The sequence below is a fragment of the Lachnoclostridium phocaeense genome (assembly GCF_959599685.1).
Lineage (GTDB): Bacteria > Bacillota > Clostridia > Lachnospirales > Lachnospiraceae > Claveliimonas > Claveliimonas monacensis.
Genome location: NZ_CAUGIN010000007.1, coordinates 1 through 24,660, shown reverse-complemented (window position 1 = coordinate 24,660; position 24,660 = coordinate 1). Strand labels below are relative to the sequence as shown.

Sequence of the window (24,660 nt, the reverse complement as noted above, 5' to 3'; positions counted from 1 at the left end):
TGCAAACGGCGTTTTTACGGCGTTTTCGGGCTGTGGATTTACAAAAGATCCGGATCGATCCGCCGTCCCCGGGAGTAAAATTCTCTGTCTTCCTCTCCGATGGGGCGCATCACCTGGCAGGGATTTCCCACCGCCACCACGTCCGCCGGAATATCTTTTGTCACGACACTGCCTGCTCCTATCACAGTGTTGTCCCCCACAGTCACACCGGGAAGGAGGATGGCTCCCGCTCCGATCCAACAGTTTCTCCCAATATGCACCGGCAGGTTGAACTGGTACTCCTGCTCCCTGAGAGACGGAAGCACCGGATGTCCGCCCGTGGCAATGATGACATTGGGGCCGATCATTGTGTGATCCCCCACATAGATGTGTGTATCGTCCACCAGAGTCAGATTGAAATTAGCATAGATATGGCTGCCAAAATGGACATGTTTTCCGCCCCAGTTGGCATAGAACGGTGTTTCAATATAACATCCCTCGCCTATCTCTGCAAACATTTTCTCCAGCAGCGCCCTCTTTTCCTCTCCCCTGGAGGGCTTCAGATGATTGTAGTCATAGAGAAGATCCAGGCAGACCGCCTGCTCCTTAAGAAGATCCCCGTCTGTGGGCAGATAGAGTCCGCCCCCGTGCATTTTCTCTGCTGTTTCCCTGTCCATATCCTGTTCCTCCACTCTCGAATTTTCATAATATGATCATTATAGCAGAAAAAACAACCGAGGACGACCCATATGTCAGATAAGCTGAAAGAAACTGATGAGCAGCCTGCACCCGTAAAAGAGAATGATGACGCCGCAGATGACATTGATGACCCGCAGCACCCTGACATTAAACCTTCTGCTGAACATGGAGATCACAAGGGTCAGTCCTGTAAACCACAGGCAGGAGGCCGTCCCCACGCCGCAGATGAAGGGAAGAGATTCCGAGGCAGGCAGCGTCACCCGGAAGGCTCCCAGCATCATGGTCCCATCCACGATGGCCTGGGGATTGAACCAGGTCACAACGCAGGCAGAACAGATGGTTTTTTTAAGGGACATGACCTCCCCGGAGCGGTCTAACTCCTCCGTCTCTGCCCGCAGCAGGCCTGCCCCTATGGAAATGACGACAATGCTCCCCGCCAGCAGAATGATCCTCTGCAGCCACTCCCAGCGCTGCATCACCGCGCCGATGCCGAAAAAGCAGGCCAGAGCCAGCGTCACATCAAAGAAGATGACGATCAGCGCGGTCGCCAGGGCGCGGCGGCGCGTATGTGTCAGCGCGCCGTTGATGACAAAAAGATTTTGCAGTCCTATGGGTGCCACATAGGCAAGACCTATCGACAGCCCCTGCAGAAAAAATCCCATAGCCGCCTCCTTCCTTTTTATGTGTAGAAAAAACGGCGCATCTGCGCCGTTTTTCCACTTATATATGTCCGGTCATACCGCCAGGAAAATCCTAGACGATACCCTGTGCCTCCATGGCATTTACGACTTTCTCAAATCCGGCAATATTTGCACCCATCACATAGTTGCCTGCGTGTCCGTATCTCTCGGCAGCGTCAGCCATGCTGTGGCAGATATTGACCATGATGCCTTTCAGCTTGCTGTCCACTTCCTCGAAGGACCAGCTTAAGCGCTCGCTGTTCTGGGACATCTCAAGAGCGGATGTGGCAACACCGCCGGCGTTTGCAGCCTTTCCAGGTGCGAAGAGAACGCCGTTCTCCTGCAGGTACTCGGTAGCATCCAGTGTTGTAGGCATGTTGGCACCCTCTGCCACTGCGATGCATCCGTTTGCAACAAGGGCTTTTGCGTCCTCAAGATGCAGCTCGTTCTGTGTCGCGCAGGGAAGAGCGATATCCACTTTCACGCTCCATACGCCTCTGCCCTCATGGTACTCAGCATTGGGACGGTATTTCTTGTACTCGGAAAGTCTTGCTCTGTTTACTTCCTTGATCTCTTTGATAGCTGCAAGGTCAATGCCCTCAGAGTCATATACCCAGCCTGTGGAGTCGCTCATGGTCACTACTTTTGCACCCATCTGCTGTGCCTTCTCTGTAGCATAGATGGCAACATTTCCGGAACCGGATACAGCGATGGTCTTGCCTGCGATGTCCTTACCGTTCATCTTCAGCATTTCCTCTGTCAGGTACAGAAGACCATATCCTGTAGCCTCTGTTCTTACAAGGGATCCGCCGTATGTCAGGCCTTTTCCTGTCAGAACGCCTTCGTACAGTCCGCGGATGCGCTTGTACTGTCCGAACATGTATCCGATCTCTCTTGCGCCTGTTCCGATGTCGCCGGCCGGAACGTCTGTGTCAGCGCCGATATATTTGCATAACTCTGTCATGAAGCTCTGGCAGAATGCCATCACTTCTCTGTCTGATTTACCCTTGGGATCGAAATCAGAACCACCCTTGCCGCCGCCGATGGGCAGTCCTGTAAGGGAGTTCTTGAAAATCTGCTCAAATCCGAGGAACTTGATAATACCAAGGTTTACAGACGGATGAAGACGAAGGCCGCCCTTGTATGGTCCGATCGCACTGTTAAACTGTACGCGGTAGCCTGTGTTTACCTGTACCTGTCCGTTGTCGTCCACCCACGGCACACGGAACTTGAACTGTCTCTCAGGCTCTGTCAGTCTCTCAAGAAGAGCTTCTTTTCTGTACTTCTCCTCGTTTGCCTCAATTACAGGTCTTAAGGACTCCAGCACTTCCTTTACAGCCTGATGGAATTCCGGTTCTGCCGGATTCTTTGCCACAACTCTTTCAATCACTTCATCTACATATGACATTGTTTTCTTCCTCCTTGATCTTCTTATCAGGCGGAAGCCAGCAAAAAGAGCAGGCATAAGCCTGCTCTTAACTAGACCTCTTTGCCTCTTTAACAGAATAAAATATTCCCGGGCAAAACACAAGTATTTTTTGTATTTTTTATGATTTTTTTGCAACTTTATACTTTCATTCCTGCATTTCGTACCCTGTTTAGTATATTTTTACAGAAACTTTGCAATATTGCACATGCAAAAATGCATTTTTATCCAGCTGCTTTATTTAAAATACTCCACGCCGGACTCAAAGATCTTAAGATCCTGCTCTCCGTAGATGTTCACGGCCACGCTCCGGCCCCGGCGCTCCACATGGGCCATCTTGCCCAGCACCCTTCCGTCCGGGCTCGTGATGCCCTCGATGGCAAAGTAGGAGCCGTTCACATTCCACTCCTCGTCATTTGAGATGTTTCCTTCCGGATCACAGTACCGTGTAGCCACCTGTCCGTTTGCAAAGAGCTGTGCAATGGTCTCGGCAGGAGCCACAAAGCGTCCCTCTCCGTGGGAAGCAGGAGTGACATAGACGCCGCCAAGATCGGCTTTTGCAAGCCATGGGGACTTGTCTGTCACCACCTTTGTGTACACCATCTTGGAGATGTGCCGTCCGATGGTGTTGTAGGTCAGCGTCGGTGCATTCTCTGTCTGCCCTGTGATCTTTCCATTTGGCACAAGACCCAGCTTGATGAGGGCCTGGAAGCCGTTGCAGATACCAAGGGCAAGGCCGTCTCTCTCATTTAAGAGCTTCTCCACCGCCTCTTTCAGCTTCGCGTTCTGGAAAGCAGTGGCAAAGAACTTGGCTGATCCATCGGGCTCATCGCCTGCGCTGAATCCGCCCGGGAACATGATGATCTGGGACTGGCTGATGGCTTTCTCAAACACGTCCACAGAATCCACGATGTCCGCCGCGTCCATGTTCCTGAACACCTTCGTGATGACCCTGGCCCCTGCTCTCTCAAAGGCCTTCGCACTGTCGTACTCGCAGTTGGTGCCCGGGAACACAGGAATGAACACCGTGGGCTGGGCGATCTTGTGGCTGCAGATGTGGACTTTTGATGCGTGGAAGCAGCCATCTTCCTTAAGCTCTCCGTCCTCTTTCTTCTCTGATCTGATGAACCAGCTTGTGGGGCCGTCCTGGGCGCCGGACCGTGTGGCGAACACTTTCTCCAGAGTGCCTGTCCATGCCTCTTCCGCCTCGTCAAGTCCGATGACTGCATCGCCGTAGGAGAAAGCCTTGTCATCCGTCACCTCACCGATGACCGTGTAGGTGATCTGCAGCTCTCCCACTTTGCCCTCCGGCACCTCAGCTACCAGGTCTCCGAAGGCGGGGGCAAAGAGTTCTCTTTCATCCATGCTGTGCTCGATCTTCACGCCCATGCCGTTTCCAAAGGCCATCTTGCTGACAGCGGCGATGACGCCGTGGCGGTCCGGCACGTAGGCGGAGATGATCCTTCCGGCCTTGATATCCTCCGCAAATTTTCCGTACTGCTCCATCACTTTCTCATATACCGGCAGATCGTACTCATCCTTCGGGATGCGCAGCCACACAAGCTTGCTTCCCGCTTTCTTCAGCTCCGGCGTGATGATATCTTTTTCTTTTGCCACATCCACGGCAAAGGAAACAAGAGTAGGCGGCACATCGATGTCCTCGAAAGTACCGGACATACTGTCTTTGCCTCCGATGGAAGGAAGACCAAATCCAAGCTGGGCCGCATAGGCTCCAAGGAGAGCGGCCAACGGCTGGCTCCAGCGGTGGGGGTCCTCCGTCATCCGGCGGAAGTACTCCTGGAAAGTAAAGCGGATCTTCCGGTAGTCGCCGCCTGCTGCCACGATCTTGGCCACAGACTCTGTCACAGCGTAGACCGCTCCATGGTAGGGGCTCCAGCTTGACAGGTAGGGATCAAAGCCGTAGCTCATCATGGTCACTGTGTCGCAGTCCCCTTTCAGTACAGGGAGCTTCGCCACCATGGCCTGGGTCTCTGTCATCTGATATTTTCCGCCGTGAGGCATGAACACAGATCCTGCTCCGATGGAACCGTCAAACATCTCCACAAGCCCTTTCTGAGAGCATACGTTCAGGTCTGCCAGTGTCTCCAGCCATTTTGCTTTCACATCTGTCACTTCCACTTTATCCGTCAGCACCTTGCCTGCGCGGTCCGGGATGTCCACGGCCACGCTTATCTCCTGGTGGGCGCCGTTTGTATCAAGGAAAGCTCTGGAGATGTTCACGATCTCTTTTCCTCTCCACACAAGGACAAGTCTTGGATCCTCTGTCACCACTGCCACTTCCACAGCCTCTAAGTTTTCCTCTTTCGCATAGCCCATGAAGGCTGCCACATCTTTTGGATCTACCACAACTGCCATACGCTCCTGGGACTCAGAGATAGCGATCTCCGTTCCGTCCAGTCCGGCGTATTTCTTCGGCACCTTATCCAGGTCCACCCTGAGGCCGTCTGCCAGCTCACCGATGGCAACGGACACGCCGCCTGCGCCAAAGTCGTTGCACTTCTTGATCAGGCAGCTCACTTCCTCTCTGCGGAAGAGGCGCTGGATCTTTCTCTCTGTAGGCGGATTTCCTTTCTGCACTTCCGCGCCGCATGTCTCGATGGACTCCTCCGTATGCACCTTGGATGAACCTGTAGCGCCGCCGCAGCCATCCCGGCCCGTACGTCCGCCGAGAAGAATGATGATGTCTCCCGGATCTGAAGTCTCACGGATCACTGCACGCCTGGGGGCTGCTCCTAAGACAGCGCCGATCTCCATGCGCTTGGCCACATAGTCGGGATGATAGATTTCCTTGACCGCCCCGGTAGCAAGACCGATCTGGTTGCCGTAGGAGCTGTATCCGTGAGCAGCCTCCCGCACCAGCTTCTTCTGGGGCAGTTTCCCTTTCATGGTGTCTTTCACAGAGACAGTGGGATCCGCTGCTCCGGTGACACGCATGGCCTGATATACATAGGTACGTCCTGACAGGGGATCGCGGATAGCGCCACCAAGGCAGGTAGCCGCCCCTCCGAAAGGCTCGATCTCCGTGGGGTGGTTGTGAGTCTCGTTTTTAAAGTTCACAAGCCACTCTTCCTCCACGCCGTCCACAGTCACCGGCACAACGATGCTGCAGGCGTTGATCTCGTCGGACTCCTCCTGATCCTCCAGCTTTCCTTCCTTCTTCAGCTTGCGCATGGCCATGAGAGCCAGATCCATCAGGCAGACAAACTTGTCCTCCCGTCCTTTGAAGATCTCGCTGTGGTCCGCCAGATACTGGCGGTATGTGTCCTCGATAGGCTTTTTGTAATCTCCCTCTCCAAATGTAATATCCTTCAGCTCAGTGGAGAAGGTGGTGTGACGACAGTGGTCAGACCAGTACGTATCCAGCACACGGATCTCTGTCATAGAGGGATCTCTGTCCTCCTCGCCCTTAAAGTAGTTCTGGATGTGCTGGAAGTCCTTGAATGTCATGGCAAGTCCCAGGGAATCATAGAGCTCCCGGAGCTTCTCCTCTTCCAGGTCCTTAAACCCGTCAAAGACCTTGACATCTGCCGGCTCGTCAAATTTTGTCACAAGGGTCTCCGGCTTGTCCATACCGGTCTCCCTGGAATCCACCGGGTTGATGCAGTGATGTTTGACTGCCTCAAACTGCTCATCCGTCAGTTCTCCCCCGATCACATAGGTGGTTGCGGTGCGGATAACCGGCTTCTCATCTTCCTTTATAAACTGTATACACTGCTCGGCAGAGTCCGCTCTCTGGTCAAACTGTCCCGGGAGGAACTCTACAGAAAAGATCCTGTCATCCTCCGCTGCCGGAAATGTCTCTTTATACAAAATGTCTACCGGCGGCTCCGCAAAAACACCTCTGCAGGCTTTTTCAAAAGTCTCCTCTGAAATATTCTCCACATCGTAGCGGATCAGCACCCTCACGCTGGTGAGAGTCTTTATCCCCAGGTAGCTTTTGATCTCGTGGAAGAGATCTTTCGCCTGGACTGCATACTCCGGTTTTTTCTCCACATATACTCGTCTTACATTGCCCATAAAACTTCCTCCGTTTTTTATATGTTCATTTTATGATACGCTAACTCTATGATAACATGGGGTTTATTATTAGTAAAGTTAATATAACTAAACATTTTTATAAGTTTTTCTTATTTCCTTTGGCATCCGGTGCCGGACTTGCCTTCCCAAGGAAGCGCTGCCACACAAGAAAGACGATCAGCAGGATCAGAAGCGAGCCAATGAAAACGCCTCCGATCCGCATGACCATATCATAGAAAAATCCCTCTGGGAGCATTCGGATCATGTAATCCGTGGCCGGGTCAAAAAGCCACAGGTCATTGGTGAAAAATATCTCGTGAAAGATCGTAAAATACTTTGTGAAGTCCGAGGCGATCAGAAGCCCCAGCACCACAGTCAATGCCAGAAAAATACCCAGCGCTATAAAATATGCCTTTGGAAGGATCCGTTTCCAGTCTCCTTTCAGGATCACAAGGAGGATGATAAGCACTGCAGCTCCCCCCAGCAGCCACCACCGAAGAGACAGGCCTCCAAGGAACAGGTTCTTTACATCCGCCATGTGGAGCCGGTCCTGCTCGTTAAAGAAGTCCTGGGTCTGCCCCTCCACTTCTGTGATCACTGACAGTTCTGGTCTCTCCCCGATGAGGTAATCCATCATCTTCTCTGTCACATCCATGACATCCTCCATCTCCATGCCAAGACTATCCGTGACATTGTATTTCTCGTATTCCCTCTCATAAAATGCATAGTCCGGATCTCCGTAGATGGCGATCTGAAAGCTGGTGATCAGGAGGGCCAGCACAAGCAGGAACATGGCTGCCACGGCCAGTATGTGATGCAGTTTCTTCATAAAGCAATCCTTCTTTCTGTTGTCTTGTTTTTTGTGATTGTAATTTCCCTGATTTTCCCTTATAATACTAATGATTTTTATTAGGAGGACTTATCATGGATATTAACTATGAATTATATAAAGTATTTTACTATGTTGCCTCGACTTTAAGTTTTTCCGAGGCCTCCAAGCAGCTTTTCATCTCCCAGTCAGCGGTGAGCCAATCCATCAAGACGTTAGAGAGAAAGCTGGACCAGGTTCTCTTTATCCGGAGCACAAAGAGAGTCCAGCTGACACCCGAGGGGGAGATCCTGCTGCGTCACGTGGAGCCGGCCATGAACCTGATCCAGCGGGGAGAGTCCCAGCTTATGGAGTCCGCCTCCACCGGAGGACAGATCCGCATCGGCGCCAGCGACACCATCTGCCGGTATTTTCTCGTGCCCTACATCAAGCGGTTCCACGAGGCTTTTCCCGGCGCTCACATCAAGGTGACCAACGCCACCTCCATCCAGAGCGTGGAGCTGCTGAAATCAGGACAAGTGGACTTTATCGTTGTCAACTCGCCCAACGCCTACTTAGGGAGCGCTGCCACGGTCAAACGGATCAAACTGTTTCAGGATGTCTTTCTGGCCAACCGGGACTTTGAGGAACTAAAAGGCCGCCAGCTCTCTTTTGCAGAGCTTCTTAAGTATCCCATCCTGATGCTGGACAAAAAAAGCACCACCAGCGAATTTCTCCACAGCCAGTTCCAGCAGCATCACCTGGACCTTGTCCCGGAGGTGGAGCTTAGCAGCAATGACCTGCTCATTGACCTGGCCAAGATCGGGCTGGGCATCGCCTTTCTCCCGGACTACTGCATTCCCGGGGAGGACGACAATCTCTTCGTCGTAAAGACAAAGGAAGAACTGCCCCAGAGGGAGCTGCTGGCTGTCCGGGGCACACGCATCCCCCTGTCCAAGGCAGCTGCTGCCTTTCTCGACTATTTCGAGGAAGTCTGATCCCAGAACAGCCGCATTTTATCACCCGCATTTTTCACATTGCATATCTCCAGGCCTTCCCACTCTCTTGGGAAGGTCTCTTTGTATCTGGGCTCCCGGAAGCGGTCGTCCAAAAGCAGGATCACCCCTCTGTCCTCCTCCGTGCGGATGACACGGCCCGCAGACTGGAGCACCTTGTTCATGCCCGGATAGACGTAAGCATAGTCAAATCCCCGAAGCCCTTTTTTGTCGAAATAGTCTTTCAGAAGTTCCCGTTCCCTGCACACCTGGGGCAGTCCGGTCCCCACCACCGCAGCGCCTATAAGCCGGTCTCTGGACAGATCGATGCCCTCGGAAAAGATGCCGCCCATAACGCAGAACCCAAGCAGGCTCTCCTCTCTCTCCTCCTCAAATTCTTCCAGGAAAATCTCCCTCGCCTCCTCCGACATGTAAGGGGCCTGGATCACACACTGGATCCGGCTTCCCTCCTTCTCAGCCAGGAGGAGGAACCGGTCGTATACTTCCTCCATGAACTTGTAGGAGGGGAAAAAGGCCATGTAATTGCCCTTTTTTTCCCGCACCATCTCTAGGAGATAGGAGGCATACTTCCGGTAGGTGGTTTCTCCCCTCGCCGTGTAGCGGGTGCTGACGTCATTTCCCAGGAGGAGAAGGCGGTTTTCCCTTGCGAAGGTGGACTCCGCATACACAGCGTAGTCGTCACTTTTTGTGCTCAAGAGCTGCTTGTAATACCGGATAGGAAGGAGGGTGGCAGAAAAGAAGACCGTGCTCACCCCCTTTTCCAGCGCCTCATTTAAGTTCACCGCAGGGTTGACGCAGAACAGGCGGATGAGGAATTTTCCCTCCCCGTCAATCTCCGAGTAGATCATATAATTCTCATCCAGCTTCTCGTAGATCGTCTCGAACATCCGCACTTCAAAATAGAGGTCCAGCACCTCCTCCCGCACATCTTCTTCCTTGCACTCTTCCAGATATCTCTCCATCTCCGCCATGACTGACAAAAGCTTCAGGTAGATGCCTCCGGCACTCTCCAGCACCTGGCAGCCGTCACACTCCCTCTTCAGGGCCAGGAGCTGGCGGTTGCACTCCTCCAGCTGACGGGCCAGCCGCCCATCTCTTGTCTTTACCAGGCGGCGCACCTTCATCACATCTTCCTTACAGAGGCTGGCGCTGAACATCTCCCGCCCCCGCTCCACCAGATTGTGTGCCTCATCGATCAGGAAAATATAGTCCCCTTTTACTCCCTCACCAAAAAAACGCTTCAGCTTTGCGTTTGGGTCAAAGACATAATTGTAATCGCAGATCACCGCGTCTGCCCACAAAGACAGATCCAGCCCCAGCTCAAAAGGGCACACCTGCCACTTCTTTGCCTGCTCCTCCACCGCCTGCCGGCTCATGTCGTCAGAGGTGATAATCATCTCGTAGACCGCATCGTTGATCCTGTCAAAATGCCCTTTGGCGTAAGGGCAGTAGTCCGGGTTGCACTCCGGCTTCTCGCAGAAGCAGATCTTCTCCTTGGCTGTCAGGGTAATGACTTTGTAGCAGAGAGCCCCCTTCTCATCCTCTTCTGAACAAGCGTGTTTCAGAATGTCAAAGGCCTGCTGGGCCACTGTCCTGGTGATAGTCTTGGCCGTGAGGTAGAAAAGCTTATCTGCCAGCCCTTCGCCCACTGCCTTCACAGCAGGAAAGACCGTGGCCATAGTCTTGCCCACCCCCGTGGGTGCCTGGATAAACAGCTTTTTCTTCCGCTGGATGGTCCTGTAGACTGCGGCTGCCAGCTTTTTCTGCCCTTCCCTGTACTGATAGGGAAATTCCACCTGTTTGATGGAGGCATTCCGCTTTTCCTTCCACTCCACCTGGAAGAGTGCCCACTTCTCATAGGCATCCGTGATGCCGTAAAACCACTCTCTCAATTCTTCTATCGTGTACTCCTGCCGGAAACGGCGGATCTCTTCAGTCTCCAGATGGCAGTAGGTCATCTGCACACCCATCTTCTCCTGCCCGTTCTGCTCCCCATAGATAAAAGCATAGCATTTGGCCTGGGCCAGATGCACCGGGACTGGCTCCTCCATCGTGTTCACATCCTTGAACACGCCTTTGATCTCGTCAATGACCAGTCTCTCCTCCGTATCCATGACGCCGTCCGCCCGCCCCTCCACCTGGAGGATGAACTTTTCGTACGGTACCTGGCACTTCATGGACACCTCCGGAGTGTACAGACTTCCCATCTGCCGCTGGATCTTCCGGTGGAGGCGGGCCCCCATCTGCATGGCCTCCTTGTCAGCTGAGGCAGTTCGATTGTCAAGGTCCCCGCTCTGGAGGATGAACTCCACCAGGGCGCGGACCGAAATTTTGATCAGTTGCTTTTCCATAGGTCTATTATAAGTGGGGACGTAATACTTTTCAACAATGTTACGTCCGAAATCAAACCAACTGGTGGGGTATTGTGCATAGCAAAAAAATAATATCTGATTATTTTTTGGAATTGTCTATCCTGAACTATCTAACAAATTCTGTCATGTTGGGGCGGTACCGAAGCGGAAGGTGAGTCCTCTGGCATTTGGGGTTTTCTCTTTCCTTAATGGAAATGGTATTGCAAAACTCCCGCCACAGCTTCTGCATTTCTTCCTCCTGATCTGAAAGGCGGGACAGTCTCGCATCCAATCGGCCTTCCATATCTTCCTCCTGCACCAGGACCCAGCGCCGTCCCGACTCGTGAACAACGAACATATCCCGGTTTTTATCCCGTATCATCCAGTTCTCCAGTGGAAAGCGTTCTTGAAAATGAGCTCCCAGACAGGGCAGGACCTGATTTTTCGGTGTGATGTCCGCAAAAAGTATTCCATTTTCCAGTTCCTGAAAGCGCACAAACCCTGTCAGCAGATGGGCTTCATTTCCCACAGCACGGCTTAACTCAAACACCTTTTCTACAGAAGAGTTTCCAAGATGCTCCATGATCTTCCGGGGCTGCCTGATCTTCCGGGCCGCAAGAAGGGTACCCAGGATCGCCTCGCCTTTTTGGTCGTCCCGCGAAAGAGCTGCATAGTAAATATGGTGATAGACATCCTGACCAAGATTGCCCAGGATCATCCGCTCCACTGCCTCCGCTTTACTCTCCTTTTCCAGGATCTCCCGGTACTCGCAGAACAGCTCCGGCTCCACGCTGCCCTGGATCGCAATCCCGCTTGCCCCCTCCCGGCGCCGGTCTTTCCACGCCTCATACACAGCAGAAAAGATTCCTGTGATGCTGTCTGTGCAGATATAGATTGTTTTCATATGACGCCTCCCTCCGCCGCACTGCCAAATCTTACATCATCAAAAAGCGAGAGCTGTCTGAATGTCATGCCGCCGGCCCCCTCAGGCAGTCTCTCCTTTACATTCAATAAATTCCGCGTGATATAGTCCTCCTCGATTTTTACCGGATACATCATCTTCCCGCTGCACGTCAGAAAATACAGAGCCCTTTTGAGCACCACCCCCATTTTCTTCAGATCGCCAAAATCCAGTTTTCCATACCGCCTGGCCTTCACGATCCTTCCAGCCGACTTGTAACCAATGCCTGGTACTCGCAGCAGAAGTTCATATCTTGCGGTATTGACCTCAACAGGAAATACATCCAGATTGCGCAGAGCCCAGTTGCACTTGGGATCAAGGAAAATATTGAAGTTTGGATTTTCTTCTGTCAGGAGCTCCCCAGCCTGAAATTGGTAGTATCTGAGCAGAAAATCCGCCTGGTACAGTCGGTGTTCCCGAAGGAGTGGCGGCCCCTCCCCTGTTCTGGCCGGCAGGGAGGCGTCCTCATTTACGTGTACAAAAGCAGAATAGAACACTCGCTTTAACCCGAACTTCTTATAGAGAGCCTCTGCCACATGAATGATCTGAAAATCCGTCTCCGGTGTGGCGCCTATGATCATCTGGGTGCTCTGCCCGGCGGGCACAAATCTCTGGGCATTCCGGTACAGCTGGATCTCCTGCCTGTTTTCCTCCATTCTGTTCTGCACAAGCCGCATGGGCGCAAGGATCCTCTCTCTTGTCTTGTGGGGCGCAAGGAGACGCAGTCCCTCTGCTGTAGGCAGTTCCAGGTTGACGCTCATCCTGTCCGCCAGAAATCCCAGCCTCTCCAGCAGCTCCTGACTAGTGCCGGGAATAGCCTTCACATGGATGTAGCCCTGAAAGCGGTACGTTGTCCGCAGCTTATAGAGCGCCGCGTAGATAAGCTCCATTGTATAATCCGGACTTTTCAGCACACCAGAGCTCAAAAACAGGCCTTCTATGTAATTGCGCCGGTAAAACTCCATCGTCAGCGTACAGATCTCATCCGGGGTAAAGGAGGCTTTTGGCACATCGTTGCTCCTTCGGTTAATGCAGTATTTGCAGTCGTAGATACACTCATTTGTAAACAGGATCTTCAGCAGGGAAATGCATCTCCCGTCCGCAGAAAAGCTGTGACATATTCCCGCCTGAGCACAGCTTCCGATGCCCGTGCCGTCGTTGCTGCGCTGGGTGCCACTAGACGTGCAGGCCACATCATATTTGGCCGCGTCAGTCAGTATTTTCAGTTTGTCAGCTATGGATATAGACTGCTGAAGTTCCATGATTATACATCTCCTCTTAACAATATAGAACATATGTTCTTATTTCAGTATACAAACGTACGTTCTGCATGTCAAGAGGCGATAAATATGACTGTCCTTTTCTTTCGGTCCTCTCTTACTGCCATTATTTATTTTATGTGATACACAATTTCACACCAGTTTGTTCATTTTTACGCAGGGGATGATACAAAATTGCACACCAACAAACGTAAATGGGGACGTAACCCTTTTAAAAAGGGTTACGTCCCCATTTACGTTATAACTTATTCACCACGTCCGCCAGGTACTGGTTGTCCGCCTCGTAGAACCGTTCTTCTTCCACGGACTCCGCCAGCTTCGGGTCAATGGGCATTTTCCCGAGGACCGGCACGCCTAGTTCCCGGGCTGTCTCCTCGATGTGGCTCTCGCCGAACACGGAGATCTTCTTTCCGCAGTCCGGGCATACGAGATAACTGTAATTTTCCACAATGCCCAGCACCGGAATGTTCATCTGCCTGGCCATGTTACAGGCCTTGTCCACGATCATCTGCACCAGGTCCTGGGGGGAGGTGACGATGACGATACCGTCCACCGGCAGGGACTGGAACACCGTGAGAGGCACGTCCCCGGTTCCGGGAGGCATGTCCACAAACAGGTAATCCAGCTCCCCCCACATAACATCGGTCCAGAACTGCTTCACCACTCCCGCGATGATGGGACCTCTCCAGATCACCGGGTCAGACTCATGCTCCAGGAGCAGGTTGACGGACATGACCTTCGTGCCGTCCTTTGCCACGCTGGGGAAGATTCCCTCGTCGCTCCCCTTTGCCGTCTCGTGTATACCATACATCTTCGGGATGGACGGCCCTGTAATATCCGCATCCAGGATCCCCACGGAAAATCCCTGCTCCCGCATGATCCTTGCCAGGGAGGCTGTCACCATGGACTTGCCCACGCCGCCTTTTCCGCTGACCACGGCGATCACTTTATTCACATGAGAAAACGGGTTCGCCGGTTCCCTCATATCCTGGGGCTTGCTGCCGCAGGAGTCTGCATGGGCGCACCCCGCACAGTCGGAGGGGGAGCACCCGTTTTGCTGCTCTGCCATTTTTCACTCTACCTCTTTTCTTACTCTTCTGCCTTCCAGGGCTTTTGTTCTTACTCTTCCACTGCCGCGATGACTTCGATCTCACACAGCACATTCTTTGGAAGTGTCTTCACAGCCACACAGCTTCTGGCTGGTTTGGATGTGAAATATTTTGCATACACCTCGTTAAACGCACCAAAGTCTCCCATGTCTGCCAGGAAGCAGGTTGTCTTGATGACTTTGTCGTAGGTTGTGCCTGCTGCCGCCAGGAGCTCGCCGATGTTCTTGCACACCTGTTCTGTCTGTCCCTCGATGGTATCTGCCTCAACTGCGTCTGTTGCCGGGTTGATGGCGATCTGTCCTGCCGCGTAGAACACGCCGTTGTAAATGTATCCCTGTGAATACGGTCCAAGTGCTTTTGGTGCTTTCTCTGTCGCTACTAATTTCATTTCTTATCTCTCCTTTGCTTTCTCCAGTAATTTCTGTGCCACACACACGTCAAAAAGACCCATGCCCACAGATTTAAAATATGTGGTTTTCTTTGCGATCTCATCTTCGTCAGCCCCGGATGCCAGGAACTTATCCATAAGAACCACTCTGTCCATGGTGAGTCTTCCCTCGGCAAGCGGCTGGCTCAGATCGCCGCTCTCCTCACAGGCATAGGGAAGCTCGATGTACACGTTGTCCACCAGATCCCAGATCACATCCGGTATCTCCCGCATCTGCGGAGTATAGGACCCAATGGCGATGATGCATTTTCCTTCCAGCAGCTCCCTGTCATTGGGAAGTACCGGCTCCTCCGACGGGGTGGCGGTGCAGATGATATCGCTGGCCTTCACCAGTTCTTCCACTGTCTTACATTGTACTACTTCCACCGCCGGATCCGCAATAGTCTTCTTCAGTCTTGCCATGAAATCCGTCAGATCACGGTCGCTGTGGTTCCAGATGTAGACGGTCTCAATGTTCCTGGCCGCGCAGGCGTACACAGCCTGGTGGAAGCCCTGTGCTCCAGCGCCTACAATACCTACTGTGCGGGCATCCTTTCTGGACAGATGGCGGATCCCCACGCCGCCTACAGCCCCTGTCCTCCATGCCGTCACAGCCTGGCCATCCATGATGGCCAACGGCGCGCCTGTTGTCCTGTCGTTCAGGATCACAAGCCCGTCCAGGGAGGGAAGCCCCAGCTTTGCGTTCTCCGGGAAGATGGTCAGCATCTTGGTGCCGATGATGTCTTCCGTGAAGCATGGCATGTAGATGAGCGTCTTGTTCTCGTGCTCGATCACCGGGCGGGGCGGCATATAGTAGGCATCCGCCCCGAAGATCCGGTAAGCCTCCTCAATCTGGTCCATGATCTCATTTGGGTCCACCAGCTTCTCAACTTCTTCTTTTCCTAAAAAAATCATACCGTTTCACCTCTCGTATCTTTCTCAGTCATGGTTTGCCGCCCTGTAAATCTGGTAGGCGTCCTCCGCATTTATCTTCTTGAATGAACCCAGCAGGATGGTATCCCCCTTTGTGGCGCTGTCCGCCAGCTTCCGCAGCACCTCGTCCGACTGCACGCCTATCTCCAACTCCCCGATGCAGACGGGCATATGGAGAGACCGAAAGAAATCTTCTGTCGCCTCAATAGCCGCCACAGCCGCCTTCTCCTCATCATCCTCAACAATGCCCCATACTTTCTCTCCATACCGGGCAAATCTGGCCGGATCGATCTTGTACACGTACCTTGCCCAGCTTCCCCAGATAGCGGACAAGGTTGCACCGTGAGCCACATCAAACATACCGCCGATCTCATGTCCCAGCTTGTGGCAGAGGAAATCCTTTGGCCGTCCAAGACCTGTCAGATTGTTGTGGGAAATGCTGCCGCACCACATGATCTCGCTCATGGCATCGTAGTCCGTCTGGTCTTCATATGCCTTTTTCCCACAGGTGATCATGGTCCTTAAGAGTCCCTCTGCGATCTCATCGGTCAGCATGTTGCCGTCCACCGGCGTGAAATACCGCTCCAGCGTATGCATCATGATATCCACGATGCCGCAGGTAAGCTGGTATTTCGGCAGGGTGTATGTAAGCTCCGGGTTCATGATGGCAAACTTCGGTCTGTTAAAATCCGTGTTGATTCCCGCCTTCTTGCCGGTCTCCTCGTTGGTGATGACAGCGGAGTCACTTGTCTCGCTGCCCGCTGCGGAGATGGTGAGGATGACACCCACCGGCAGAGCCGCCTGCACCTGTCTCTCCCCGGCCCAGTAACTCCACACGTCCACAGAATGATCCGCGGCACCGATGGCCACAGCCTTGGCTGTGTCGATGACGCTTCCGCCTCCCAGGGCCAGGATCAGGTCCGCGCCAAAGTCCGCCGCCTTCTTCACGCCCTCTCTCACCAGACCGAGGCGGGGATTGGGCCTGACGCCGCCCAGCTCTTCATAGGACACGCCCTCGGCCGTCAGCTCTTCCTTCACCTTGTCCAGAAGGCCGCTCCTTACCACGCTTCCGCCGCCGTAGACGATGAGGACCTTATCCCCGCCCCACTTCCTGGCAAGCCGCCCGGCTTCCTTCTCCGCATCCTTTCCAAATACGATCTCCGTGGGTGCGTACTGCACAAAATTTTTCATAATAAAAGACCTCCTTACGCTCCAATCGTACTCTAAAGATTGTAACATAAGGAGGTCTCAAATTCAATCGGTCTCCCGGTATCTGCTCACCGCCATCCCCACGCCGAAGATGGCCGCCGCAAAGAGAAGCTGGAGCCCCAGCCCCTGCAGCACCTCCGCCCTCTGGCCGGCCGTGAGGGAGGCGTGGTCCGACAGGATCCCGTTCACAGTCTCGTACCAGTACACAGGCAGGAACGCTGCCGCCCGCCTCACCCCCTCGGCCAGGACATCCATAGACACGAAGACACCGCAGAGGAAGCACATGCCCAGGGTCACCACATTGACCACACCGTTCACTATGTCCGCGTTTTTCACCAGCATGCCGATCACATAGGCGATGGAGAGGCTGACCAGGACCAGGGCGGTCACATTTGCCATATAATAGGGAAGATTTCCGTCTGACAGGAAGTCACCTCTGTAGAGGGTGACCGGCAAGATCAGGGAGATCACCCACACAACCGCCCCCAGGACCAGATATCCGGCCATCAGCCCCAGGTTCTGACGCAGCCTGGGCACAGGGGATACAAGGAGCCTTCGCCTCACCTCCTCCTTCCTGAAGGCGATCATGATAAAGGCCGCCCCGTAGCACAGGATAGAGAGGACCATGTAGGGCAGATACTGAAAGAGAAAGGCGTGGGGCGCCGGCTCTCCCCCGTACCCGCTCTCGTCCAGCATCTGAACAGAGCCGGCCCCGCTCTGGGCCTGCAGCACAAGGGCGCAGGCCTCCTGGATCCCGTATCCCGCTGCCAGCATGGCCTTCATCTCCCGAAGCCAGGCGCTGATCTGGCTGTCCACATAGTAAGCGCTGGTCGTCCCCGGGATTTTGGTCACCTCCAGCTTCTCCTGCCCCGCAAGGCAGGCAGCCTCAAAGTTCTCCGGTATCCGCACTAAATAGTAGATGTCCCTGTAAAACATTTTTTCCTGCAGACCCGTCAGGTCCCCCTCCCACTCCGTCACACGGTGGATCTGTCCCAGGTATTCCTTCAGCCCCTCTGCCGCCGCTCCCCCGTCCCGGTCCTCCACGGCCACAGGCAGAGAGGTCATCTCAAAGGTATCCGTCCCCTCCTCTCTCAGGGAGAGCTGGACAATAACAGCTATAGTCACAAAGACAGCCACATACAGGAGCAGCATGTGGAGCTGACGGAGCGCCAGCTTGATAAATCCTCTAAATACTGTCATACTGTTCCCTCCTCACTGCGGCGAAGGCCAGGAGGATGCAGAGGATGCTCATGCCTCCCAGGATCGCCATATCCTCCAGCAGTCTGTCATAGTCCTCGTACACCGCCAGGCAGTAGAAGGCGTCGCTCAGCACTGCCGCAGGGTTGATCCGGTCAAGGACCGGGCAGCGGGTCTCTATGACATATTTCATGTTCCCGAACATAAGCCCTGCCAGGAAGGAGGGAAACAGGGTCGCACAGACGCAAAGCCCCATCTTGATGGAGAAGGAAAAACGGCTGATGCTCCCTGTCAGGATGCCAATGCCCACCCCGATCAGGGTCCCCGCAAGGTCCACAAGAAGGACCCATCCCGGGCTGCTGCCAAGGTCCACTCCCAGCACGAGCCATATAAATCCGGTCAGCACCAGCACATTTGCATAGTGGAGAAGGATCAGCACGGCAAAATCCGCCAGGATCCCCTTCAGCTTGTGCATGGGAGAGACGCTCCGGCGGGCTCCCAGGGCAGACAGATTGGCCTGCCCGTCGCAGCACGTCTTGATGCCAAGATAGGCGCCGGACAGGCAGGAGAAGGCGATGAGGGCAAAGAAATACTGCACTCCCGTATTAGTGGTCCTTCCGCCAAGGCTCACCTCCCGCACCCCGCTCTCCTCGGACGCTTCCAGTGCGGCCGCGGCGGCTCGTTCCACTCCCTCCGGGTGGTCCTTGGCTGCCCGGGCAAGGAGAAAGGCCTGCTGCTCGTACCCCTCCATGAGTTCCCCAAGGATACTCTGTGCAAGCCCGGAGCCGTCCACTGTCAGCTCCGGCTCTTCCTTTACGGTGAAGACGCCTGTCACATCTCCTTCCCGCAGCGCGGCGAAAGCCTCCTGGCTGTCTTCATACTCTTTTATTTCTATCACGTCCCCGTCCAGGGCTTCGAGGAAGGCAGAGAAAGGAGGGTTTTCCTCCGTGATCACCACGCCGGCCGGCACAGACTGCATCTTCTCTCCCATGCCATCCCCTGCCGGGTTGCCGAAGGACACGTAGAAGAGGACCGCCAGGATCAGCGGAAAGGCAAGAGCCCAGAACATAAAGGACTTCTCCCGCACAAGGGTGAGAAATCTGTATTTCAGATAGGTTCCCATTTTATCCCTCCTCCTCTTCCTTTCTGTCCCTGAGCCGCTTTCCCGTGATCTCCAGGAACACGTCGTTCAGCGTGGGGGGCTGGGACCAGACCCTCCCGAAGGGAATGTCCGCCTCCTCCAGCCTGTGCAGAAGCCCTGTCAGGTTGCCCGCCCCCTGGGTGCACTGCACCCGCAGGACTCCCTCCTGGCAGTCTGCCGACACCACGCCCGGGAGCAGCCTGACCTCCTCCACCTGCTCTCCTGTCATTCCGCCTGTCTCCACCGTGATGGTCTCCCCGGTGCCGATCATGGCCTTCAGCTCCTCCTTTGTGCCTGTGGCCAGAATGCGGCCCCGGTCCATGATGGATATCCTGGTGCAGATCTTCTCCACCTCCTCCATGTAATGGGATGTGTAAATGATGGTGGAGCCCTGCTCATTGAGCTTTTTTATCCCCTCCAGGATGTGATTGCGGCTCTGGGGGTCTACCGCCACCGTGGGCTCATCCATGAGGATCAGCTCCGGCCGGTGCGCGATGCCACAGGCGATGTTCAGCCTGCGCAGAAGTCCCCCGGAAAGCTTTTTGGGATATTTTTTCAGATGGTCCTCCAGCCCGGTAAAGCGGACCGCCTCCTCCACAAGCTGCCTGCGCCGCTTTTTGTCCTTCACATACAGGCTGCAGAAATAGTCGATGTTCTCCCGCACGGTCAGCTCCTCGAAGACGGCCACATTCTGCATGACCACGCCGATCCTCCTCTTGCTCTCATAGCTGTCCGGCTCCATCTTTTCTCCGAAGACCCGGATGCTCCCTTTGTCATATCCAAGGAGAGCCAGCAGGCAGTTGATGGCCGTGGTCTTCCCCGACCCGTTTGGCCCCAAAAGGCCGTATATCTCCCCTCTCTTTATTTCCAGATCCAGATGGTCAAGAGCCAGCACATCCCCGTATCTCTTCACCAGATTGTGTATACTGACAATGGTTTTCTCCTCCATACTGACCTCCCTCTCTCATTTTTGATTTCACTTGTAGTATAAAAGTTTCCGTCCTATAATGATAGTGTCACCTGTCAGCAGACCGAATGACAATTGTCATTTTTTATCCATCCCAAAGAAAGGAGGCCCCTGATGAAACGACTGAGCGACTGCCTTCTCCTGTTTGTCTGTTCCCTGTCCCTGACCCTCTTCTGTCAGGACCTGACCTGGGCCGTCACCGGCTTCCTGGTAACCCTGATCTGCCTTTCCGCCGTCCTCCTCTTTCCGCGGAAATCCGTATATATCCCCGCCTTTCTCTGCTGGACTATTTCCGCTCTCCTTACGCCCTGGCAGCTTATCTTCCTGCCCCCTGTGCTGTACACCGTCTGCACCTGCAAAAGCCCCCTTCTCTTTGCCCTGTGCCTCCTGCCCGCAGCCTTCCACGTCCCCGCTGCCAGCCCCAGGCCCGCCGCTTTTCTTTTGTGCTTCTGCCTGGCCGCCCTGCTCCTTGCCAGGCGGACGCAGGAGGGCCTGCGCCTGGAAAAAGAGGTCCATGCGGCCAGGGACACAGGCATGGAGAGAAATCTTCTCCTGGAAGAAAAAAACAGAGCCCTGCTGGAAAACCAGGACTACCAGGTGTACACCGCGACCCTGAAAGAGCGGAACCGGATCGCCAGGGAGATCCACGACAATGTGGGACATATGCTCTCCCGCTCCATCCTCATGACAGGGGCTATCCGCACGGTTAGCCAGGACAGGGCTCTGGACAGACCGCTGGAGGAGCTGGAGGACACCCTCCACACCGCCATGACAAGCATCCGGCGCAGCGTCCACGACCTGCGGGATGACTCTGTCAGCCTGAAGGAGGCGATGGAGGACCTGATCCGGGATTTTCAGTTCTGCAGCGCCTCCCTCTCCTACGAGGCAGGGCTGTCCATCCCGAGGGAGGTAAAATACAGTGTGATCATGATCTGCAAGGAGGCCCTGAGCAATGTGATACGCCACAGCGATGCCTCCAGGGTCACCGTCTCCTTCCGGGAGCACCCCGGCTTCTACCGGCTGTGCATCCAGGACAACGGCACCTCCGCCCCTCTGTCTCTCACGGACGGCATGGGGCTCTCAAACATGAAGGAGCGGATCCGCTGCCTGGGCGGCGTCATCCAGTTTAACACAGAGCAGGGATTTTCCATCCACGCCTCTGTCCCAAAGGCAGCGGCAAAAGACATGACAGAAAGGAAATCTATATGAATATAGTGATCATTGACGACGACGCGCTCGTGACCACAGCGCTGAAGACCATACTGGAGGCAGACCCGCATGTCACGGTCACAGGGACAGGGAGCGACGGCCGGGAGGCCCTCTCCCTCTACAGAGCCCTGCGGCCGGACGTGCTCCTCATGGATATCCGCATGGAGGGCATGAGCGGCCTGGAGGCCTCAAAGGCTGTCCTCGCGGAGGATCCGGGAGCCCGCATCCTCCTTCTCACCACATTTTCAGACGACGAGTACATCATCCAGGCCCTCCGCTGCGGGGTCAAAGGATATCTCCTGAAAGCCGACTACAGCAGTATCCTGCCCGCCCTGCGGGCCGTGCAGACAGGCCAGACCGTGTTCGGCACGGAGATCATGTCCCGCATCCCGGGGCTTCTCCAGAAAGAGAAAGCTTTTCCGCGTGAGGAGTACGGTCTCACAGACAGGGAGTATCAGCTCATCAGTCTGGTGGCGGAGGGACTCAGCAACAGGGAGATCGCTTCCCGCATGTTCCTGGGGAAGGGAACCGTGAGGAACTACCTGAGCAGCCTGCTGGAAAAGCTCTCCCTCAGAGACCGCACCCAGCTGGCCGTCTTTTTTTACCAGCACCTGCAGTAACCCGTCCACTCCACACACCCGACAACACAACAGACAACACAGCAGACAAAGGAGGCAGCTATGATCAAAGAAACCTTACCAGCCCACATGGAACCGCTTGCAACTATCAATGGATTTCGCGTCCGCCCGGGCCTCTACCAGTATTTCGGAGCCTGGGCCATCCCGTCGGGAGTCAGCTTCACGGTCCACTCCCAAAGCGCCACCTCCTGCGAGATCCTCCTCTACCATCGGGAGGCGGAGGAGCCCTATGCCGTCCTCCCTATCCCGGAGAACTACAAGATAGGAAATGTCTTCTCCATGATCGTCTTCGGCCTGGACGTGGAGGAATTCGAGTACGCCTTCCGCCTGGACGGTCCCTGGGCCCCCGAGAAGGGCCTTCTGTTCAGCAAGAAAAACATCCTCATCGACCCCTACGCCAAGGCCATCACCGGCCAGAGCACCTGGGGGAAGAAGGTGCTGGAGAAGGGCTACCGGGCCAGGGTGGTAAAAAACAACTTCTACTGGGGCGTGGCGCCCCAGCTGTGCACCCCCATAGAGGACCTGGTCATCTACGAGCTCCACGTGCGCGGCTTCACAAAGATGGCAAAGGATGTGTCCGCCCCCGGCACCTTCCTGGGCGTAAAAGAAAAAATCCCCTACCTGAAGGCCCTGGGCGTCAATGCGGTGGAGCTGATGCCTGTCTTCGAGTTCGACGAGCTCATGGACAAGCGCACCTACAACGGGAAAGAGCTCCTCAACTACTGGGGCTACAGCACGGTCAGCTTCTTTGCCCCCAACACCAGCTACGCCGCTGACGTGGAGTACAACCGGGAGGGGCTGGAGCTGAAAGAGCTGGTAAAGGAGCTCCACGACAACGGCATTGAGATCATCCTGGACGTGGTCTTCAACCACACGGCGGAGGGAAACGAGAACGGTCCCATTTTCTCCTTTAAAGGCTTTGACAACAACGTGTACTACCTCCTCACCCCGGAGGGCTGCTACTACAACTTCAGCGGCTGCGGCAACACCATGAACTGCAACCACCCGGTGGTGCAGCAGCTGATCCTGGACTGCCTGCGCTACTGGGTCACCTCCTACAGGATAGACGGCTTCCGTTTTGACCTTGCCTCCATCCTGGGGCGCAACGAGGACGGCTCACCCATGGAGCACCCTCCGCTCCTCAAGAGTCTGGCCTTTGACCCGCTCCTGGGAAACACAAAGCTGATCGCGGAGGCATGGGATGCAGGCGGTCTCTACCAGGTGGGCAACTTCCCCTCCTTCAACCGCTGGAGCGAGTGGAACGGAAAATACCGGGATGACATGAGAGATTTCCTGAAAGGAGGCATCTCCCACACCTCCGCGGCCCTGCAGCGGATCAGCGGCTCCCCGGACATCTACGACCCCAAGATACGGGGCACCCACGCCTCCGTCAACTTCCTCACCTGCCACGACGGCTTCACCCTCTACGACCTGTACTCCTACAACGAGAAGCACAACGAGGCAAACGGCTGGGACAACACAGACGGTGCGGGTGACAACCGGAGCTGGAACTGCGGGGCTGAGGGCGAGACAGACGACCCGGAGGTCCTCTCCCTGCGCATGAGGATGATACGCAACGCCTGCGCTGTCCTCCTGTGCAGCCGGGGCACGCCCATGTTCTTTGCGGGAGACGAATTCTGCAACACCCAGTTCGGGAACAACAACCCCTACTGCCAGGACAACGAGATTTCCTGGCTGGACTGGTCCCTTTTGGAAAAGCACCAGGACATCTTCCGCTTCTTCCAGTACATGATCCACTTCCGCAGGGAGCACTCGGTGCTGCGGGGATCTGCCAGGAGCTGCCGCTACACCCTGCCGGACATCAGCTATCACTCGGAGGAGCCCTGGGAAGCGCCCCGGGATGACGGAAACGGGGTGGCCGGCGTCCTCTTTGCGGGCTACGATTCGTCCAAGTCCAGGGACGACATTGTCTATCTGGCGATCAATGTGCACTGGGAGGCCCACAGCATGACCCTGCCCCACCTCCCCGGCGGCCTCCACTGGCACATCGCGGTCAACACCGGAGACGAGGAGCATATCCTCTTTGAGGACCCCCTCCCTGTGCTGGCAGGGGACAGTCTGCTCATCGGAGCGCGGTCTGTCATTGTCCTTGTAGGCCGATGATCACACCAGAAAAAGCCCACACAGGCTGCTGTGTGGGCAAAATATCGTTTCAAATATACATGCAGACCGTCTATTACGGTTTCTTCACTTCCTCTGTCTCTTTTTTGGCAAGGACTGCGTAGATCTGGTCTGCGTCATAGTCCGGGGCAAACCGGCGGGCCGTCTCGCAGATAAGACTTATCTTCTCCTCCGGCTCTTCAAGCTCTTCCGCTATGACTGATACTGCCTTGTTTTTCCTGATTTTCTTGCAGACCAGTGATATAAGCTTTGTCTCCTCCCCCTGCTCCTTCCCCTTTTCTTTTCCTCTCTCCTCCGACTCCTGCAGCTCATCTGCAAACAACTCTCTCAACGCCTCGCACATTTCCTTCTCCTCCTTCATCCTGTCCCAGGTGGCCCGCACGATCAGGTCCATCGCCGCCTGGTACCACTTTGAATGTCTGTGCCGCTCATATCTCTCCATCAGGTCCT

19 protein-coding genes and 1 pseudogene are annotated in these 24,660 nt (G+C 54.9%); 4 read left to right on the top strand and 16 right to left on the bottom strand.

The window, feature by feature from the left end:
• Positions 1 to 38: 38 nt before the first annotated feature.
• The 5 genes from Q5911_RS04595 to Q5911_RS04575 all read right to left on the bottom strand — a co-directional run bounded on the left by Q5911_RS04595 (position 39) and on the right by Q5911_RS04575 (position 7,651).
• The gene (locus Q5911_RS04595) at positions 39 to 656 is read right to left on the bottom strand and encodes a sugar O-acetyltransferase (RefSeq protein WP_303181341.1); all 618 of its coding nucleotides are present in this window, start codon (positions 654 to 656) and stop codon (positions 39 to 41) included.
• Positions 657 to 731: 75 nt separating this feature from the next.
• Entirely contained in the window at positions 732 to 1,340 is a 609-nt protein-coding gene (locus tag Q5911_RS04590; RefSeq protein ID WP_303181339.1) for a LysE/ArgO family amino acid transporter, read from the bottom strand.
• 91 nt (positions 1,341 to 1,431) lie between these two features.
• Positions 1,432 to 2,766, bottom strand: coding sequence for an NADP-specific glutamate dehydrogenase (gdhA, locus tag Q5911_RS04585; protein ID WP_076777184.1), 1,335 nt, complete (start codon positions 2,764 to 2,766; stop codon positions 1,432 to 1,434).
• A 255-nt stretch (positions 2,767 to 3,021) separates the two neighbouring features.
• The gene (locus Q5911_RS04580; RefSeq protein ID WP_303181337.1) at positions 3,022 to 6,822 is read right to left on the bottom strand and encodes a phosphoribosylformylglycinamidine synthase; all 3,801 of its coding nucleotides are present in this window, start codon (positions 6,820 to 6,822) and stop codon (positions 3,022 to 3,024) included.
• A 97-nt stretch (positions 6,823 to 6,919) separates the two neighbouring features.
• Positions 6,920 to 7,651, bottom strand: coding sequence for a TIGR01906 family membrane protein (locus Q5911_RS04575; RefSeq protein WP_303181336.1), 732 nt, complete (start codon positions 7,649 to 7,651; stop codon positions 6,920 to 6,922).
• Between the two features lie 95 nt (positions 7,652 to 7,746).
• Between Q5911_RS04575 and Q5911_RS04570 the strand changes: the two genes are divergently transcribed.
• Positions 7,747 to 8,628 (top strand): LysR family transcriptional regulator, encoded by an 882-nt coding sequence (locus Q5911_RS04570; protein WP_303181335.1) that lies wholly within the window; start codon positions 7,747 to 7,749, stop codon positions 8,626 to 8,628.
• Here the strand turns inward: Q5911_RS04570 and Q5911_RS04565 are convergent.
• From Q5911_RS04565 to Q5911_RS04520, 10 genes are all read right to left on the bottom strand, one after another.
• A complete protein-coding gene (locus Q5911_RS04565) occupies positions 8,610 to 10,997 on the bottom strand; it encodes an ATP-dependent DNA helicase (protein WP_303181334.1) in 2,388 nt (795 codons plus the stop codon). The genes Q5911_RS04570 and Q5911_RS04565 overlap by 19 nt on opposite strands.
• Positions 10,998 to 11,124: 127 nt before the next feature.
• Positions 11,125 to 11,901 (bottom strand): TIGR03915 family putative DNA repair protein, encoded by a 777-nt coding sequence (locus Q5911_RS04560; RefSeq protein WP_303181333.1) that lies wholly within the window; start codon positions 11,899 to 11,901, stop codon positions 11,125 to 11,127.
• Positions 11,898 to 13,220: a putative DNA modification/repair radical SAM protein gene (locus Q5911_RS04555; protein WP_331591744.1), complete on the bottom strand. Its 1,323-nt coding sequence runs from the start codon at positions 13,218 to 13,220 to the stop codon at positions 11,898 to 11,900. The genes Q5911_RS04560 and Q5911_RS04555 overlap by 4 nt, the downstream gene beginning before the upstream one ends.
• Before the next feature lie 256 nt (positions 13,221 to 13,476).
• Positions 13,477 to 14,307, bottom strand: coding sequence for an Mrp/NBP35 family ATP-binding protein (locus Q5911_RS04550; protein ID WP_076777177.1), 831 nt, complete (start codon positions 14,305 to 14,307; stop codon positions 13,477 to 13,479).
• Positions 14,308 to 14,357: 50 nt separating this feature from the next.
• A complete protein-coding gene (locus Q5911_RS04545; RefSeq protein WP_076777176.1) occupies positions 14,358 to 14,735 on the bottom strand; it encodes a Rid family detoxifying hydrolase in 378 nt (125 codons plus the stop codon).
• 3 nt (positions 14,736 to 14,738) lie between these two features.
• Complete coding sequence (locus Q5911_RS04540; RefSeq protein WP_076777175.1) at positions 14,739 to 15,689, bottom strand: ornithine cyclodeaminase family protein; 951 nt, start codon at positions 15,687 to 15,689, stop codon at positions 14,739 to 14,741.
• Between the two features lie 24 nt (positions 15,690 to 15,713).
• Positions 15,714 to 16,898 (bottom strand): iron-containing alcohol dehydrogenase, encoded by a 1,185-nt coding sequence (locus tag Q5911_RS04535; RefSeq protein ID WP_303181328.1) that lies wholly within the window; start codon positions 16,896 to 16,898, stop codon positions 15,714 to 15,716.
• 63 nt (positions 16,899 to 16,961) lie between these two features.
• Positions 16,962 to 18,116, bottom strand: a complete 1,155-nt coding sequence (locus Q5911_RS04530; protein ID WP_303181327.1) for an ABC transporter permease — start codon at positions 18,114 to 18,116, stop codon at positions 16,962 to 16,964.
• On the bottom strand, positions 18,103 to 19,236 hold the full coding sequence (locus tag Q5911_RS04525; protein ID WP_303181325.1) for an ABC transporter permease: 1,134 nt from the start codon (positions 19,234 to 19,236) through the stop codon (positions 18,103 to 18,105). Before Q5911_RS04525 ends, Q5911_RS04530 begins: the two co-directional genes overlap by 14 nt.
• A gap of 1 nt (position 19,237) precedes the next feature.
• Entirely contained in the window at positions 19,238 to 20,188 is a 951-nt protein-coding gene (locus tag Q5911_RS04520) for an ABC transporter ATP-binding protein (RefSeq protein WP_033124625.1), read from the bottom strand.
• Positions 20,189 to 20,335: 147 nt separating this feature from the next.
• On the opposite strand from Q5911_RS04520, the gene Q5911_RS04515 reads away from it, so the two are divergent.
• Genes Q5911_RS04515 through Q5911_RS04505 form a run of 3 tightly spaced genes read left to right on the top strand, consistent with a single transcriptional unit; the run spans position 20,336 to position 24,192 of the window.
• Positions 20,336 to 21,430 carry a sensor histidine kinase gene (locus Q5911_RS04515; RefSeq protein WP_138302706.1) on the top strand — a complete coding sequence of 365 codons (1,095 nt, stop codon included), beginning with the start codon at positions 20,336 to 20,338 and terminating at the stop codon, positions 21,428 to 21,430.
• Positions 21,427 to 22,050, top strand: coding sequence for a response regulator transcription factor (locus tag Q5911_RS04510; RefSeq protein WP_303181323.1), 624 nt, complete (start codon positions 21,427 to 21,429; stop codon positions 22,048 to 22,050). Before Q5911_RS04515 ends, Q5911_RS04510 begins: the two co-directional genes overlap by 4 nt.
• 60 nt (positions 22,051 to 22,110) lie before the next feature.
• Positions 22,111 to 24,192, top strand: coding sequence for a glycogen debranching protein (locus Q5911_RS04505; protein WP_303181322.1), 2,082 nt, complete (start codon positions 22,111 to 22,113; stop codon positions 24,190 to 24,192).
• Between the two features lie 73 nt (positions 24,193 to 24,265).
• Here Q5911_RS04505 and Q5911_RS04500 read toward each other — a convergent pair.
• A pseudogene (locus Q5911_RS04500) lies at positions 24,266 to 24,660 on the bottom strand (3-isopropylmalate dehydrogenase); the annotation flags it as partial.

What these genes read in the sequence shown, in the direction of transcription:
- Q5911_RS04595 (WP_303181341.1), bottom strand. Translation starts at nt 656, where the DNA reads ATGGACAGGGAAACAGCAGAGAAAATGCACGGGGGCGGACTCTATCTG.
- Q5911_RS04590 (WP_303181339.1), bottom strand. Translation starts at nt 1,340, where the DNA reads ATGGGATTTTTTCTGCAGGGGCTGTCGATAGGTCTTGCCTATGTGGCA.
- gdhA (WP_076777184.1), bottom strand. Translation starts at nt 2,766, where the DNA reads ATGTCATATGTAGATGAAGTGATTGAAAGAGTTGTGGCAAAGAATCCG.
- Q5911_RS04580 (WP_303181337.1), bottom strand. Translation starts at nt 6,822, where the DNA reads ATGGGCAATGTAAGACGAGTATATGTGGAGAAAAAACCGGAGTATGCA.
- Q5911_RS04575 (WP_303181336.1), bottom strand. Translation starts at nt 7,651, where the DNA reads ATGAAGAAACTGCATCACATACTGGCCGTGGCAGCCATGTTCCTGCTT.
- Q5911_RS04570 (WP_303181335.1), top strand. Translation starts at nt 7,747, where the DNA reads ATGGATATTAACTATGAATTATATAAAGTATTTTACTATGTTGCCTCG.
- Q5911_RS04565 (WP_303181334.1), bottom strand. Translation starts at nt 10,997, where the DNA reads ATGGAAAAGCAACTGATCAAAATTTCGGTCCGCGCCCTGGTGGAGTTC.
- Q5911_RS04560 (WP_303181333.1), bottom strand. Translation starts at nt 11,901, where the DNA reads ATGAAAACAATCTATATCTGCACAGACAGCATCACAGGAATCTTTTCT.
- Q5911_RS04555 (WP_331591744.1), bottom strand. Translation starts at nt 13,220, where the DNA reads ATGGAACTTCAGCAGTCTATATCCATAGCTGACAAACTGAAAATACTG.
- Q5911_RS04550 (WP_076777177.1), bottom strand. Translation starts at nt 14,307, where the DNA reads ATGGCAGAGCAGCAAAACGGGTGCTCCCCCTCCGACTGTGCGGGGTGC.
- Q5911_RS04545 (WP_076777176.1), bottom strand. Translation starts at nt 14,735, where the DNA reads ATGAAATTAGTAGCGACAGAGAAAGCACCAAAAGCACTTGGACCGTAT.
- Q5911_RS04540 (WP_076777175.1), bottom strand. Translation starts at nt 15,689, where the DNA reads ATGATTTTTTTAGGAAAAGAAGAAGTTGAGAAGCTGGTGGACCCAAAT.
- Q5911_RS04535 (WP_303181328.1), bottom strand. Translation starts at nt 16,898, where the DNA reads ATGAAAAATTTTGTGCAGTACGCACCCACGGAGATCGTATTTGGAAAG.
- Q5911_RS04530 (WP_303181327.1), bottom strand. Translation starts at nt 18,116, where the DNA reads ATGACAGTATTTAGAGGATTTATCAAGCTGGCGCTCCGTCAGCTCCAC.
- Q5911_RS04525 (WP_303181325.1), bottom strand. Translation starts at nt 19,236, where the DNA reads ATGGGAACCTATCTGAAATACAGATTTCTCACCCTTGTGCGGGAGAAG.
- Q5911_RS04515 (WP_138302706.1), top strand. Translation starts at nt 20,336, where the DNA reads ATGAAACGACTGAGCGACTGCCTTCTCCTGTTTGTCTGTTCCCTGTCC.
- Q5911_RS04510 (WP_303181323.1), top strand. Translation starts at nt 21,427, where the DNA reads ATGAATATAGTGATCATTGACGACGACGCGCTCGTGACCACAGCGCTG.
- Q5911_RS04505 (WP_303181322.1), top strand. Translation starts at nt 22,111, where the DNA reads ATGATCAAAGAAACCTTACCAGCCCACATGGAACCGCTTGCAACTATC.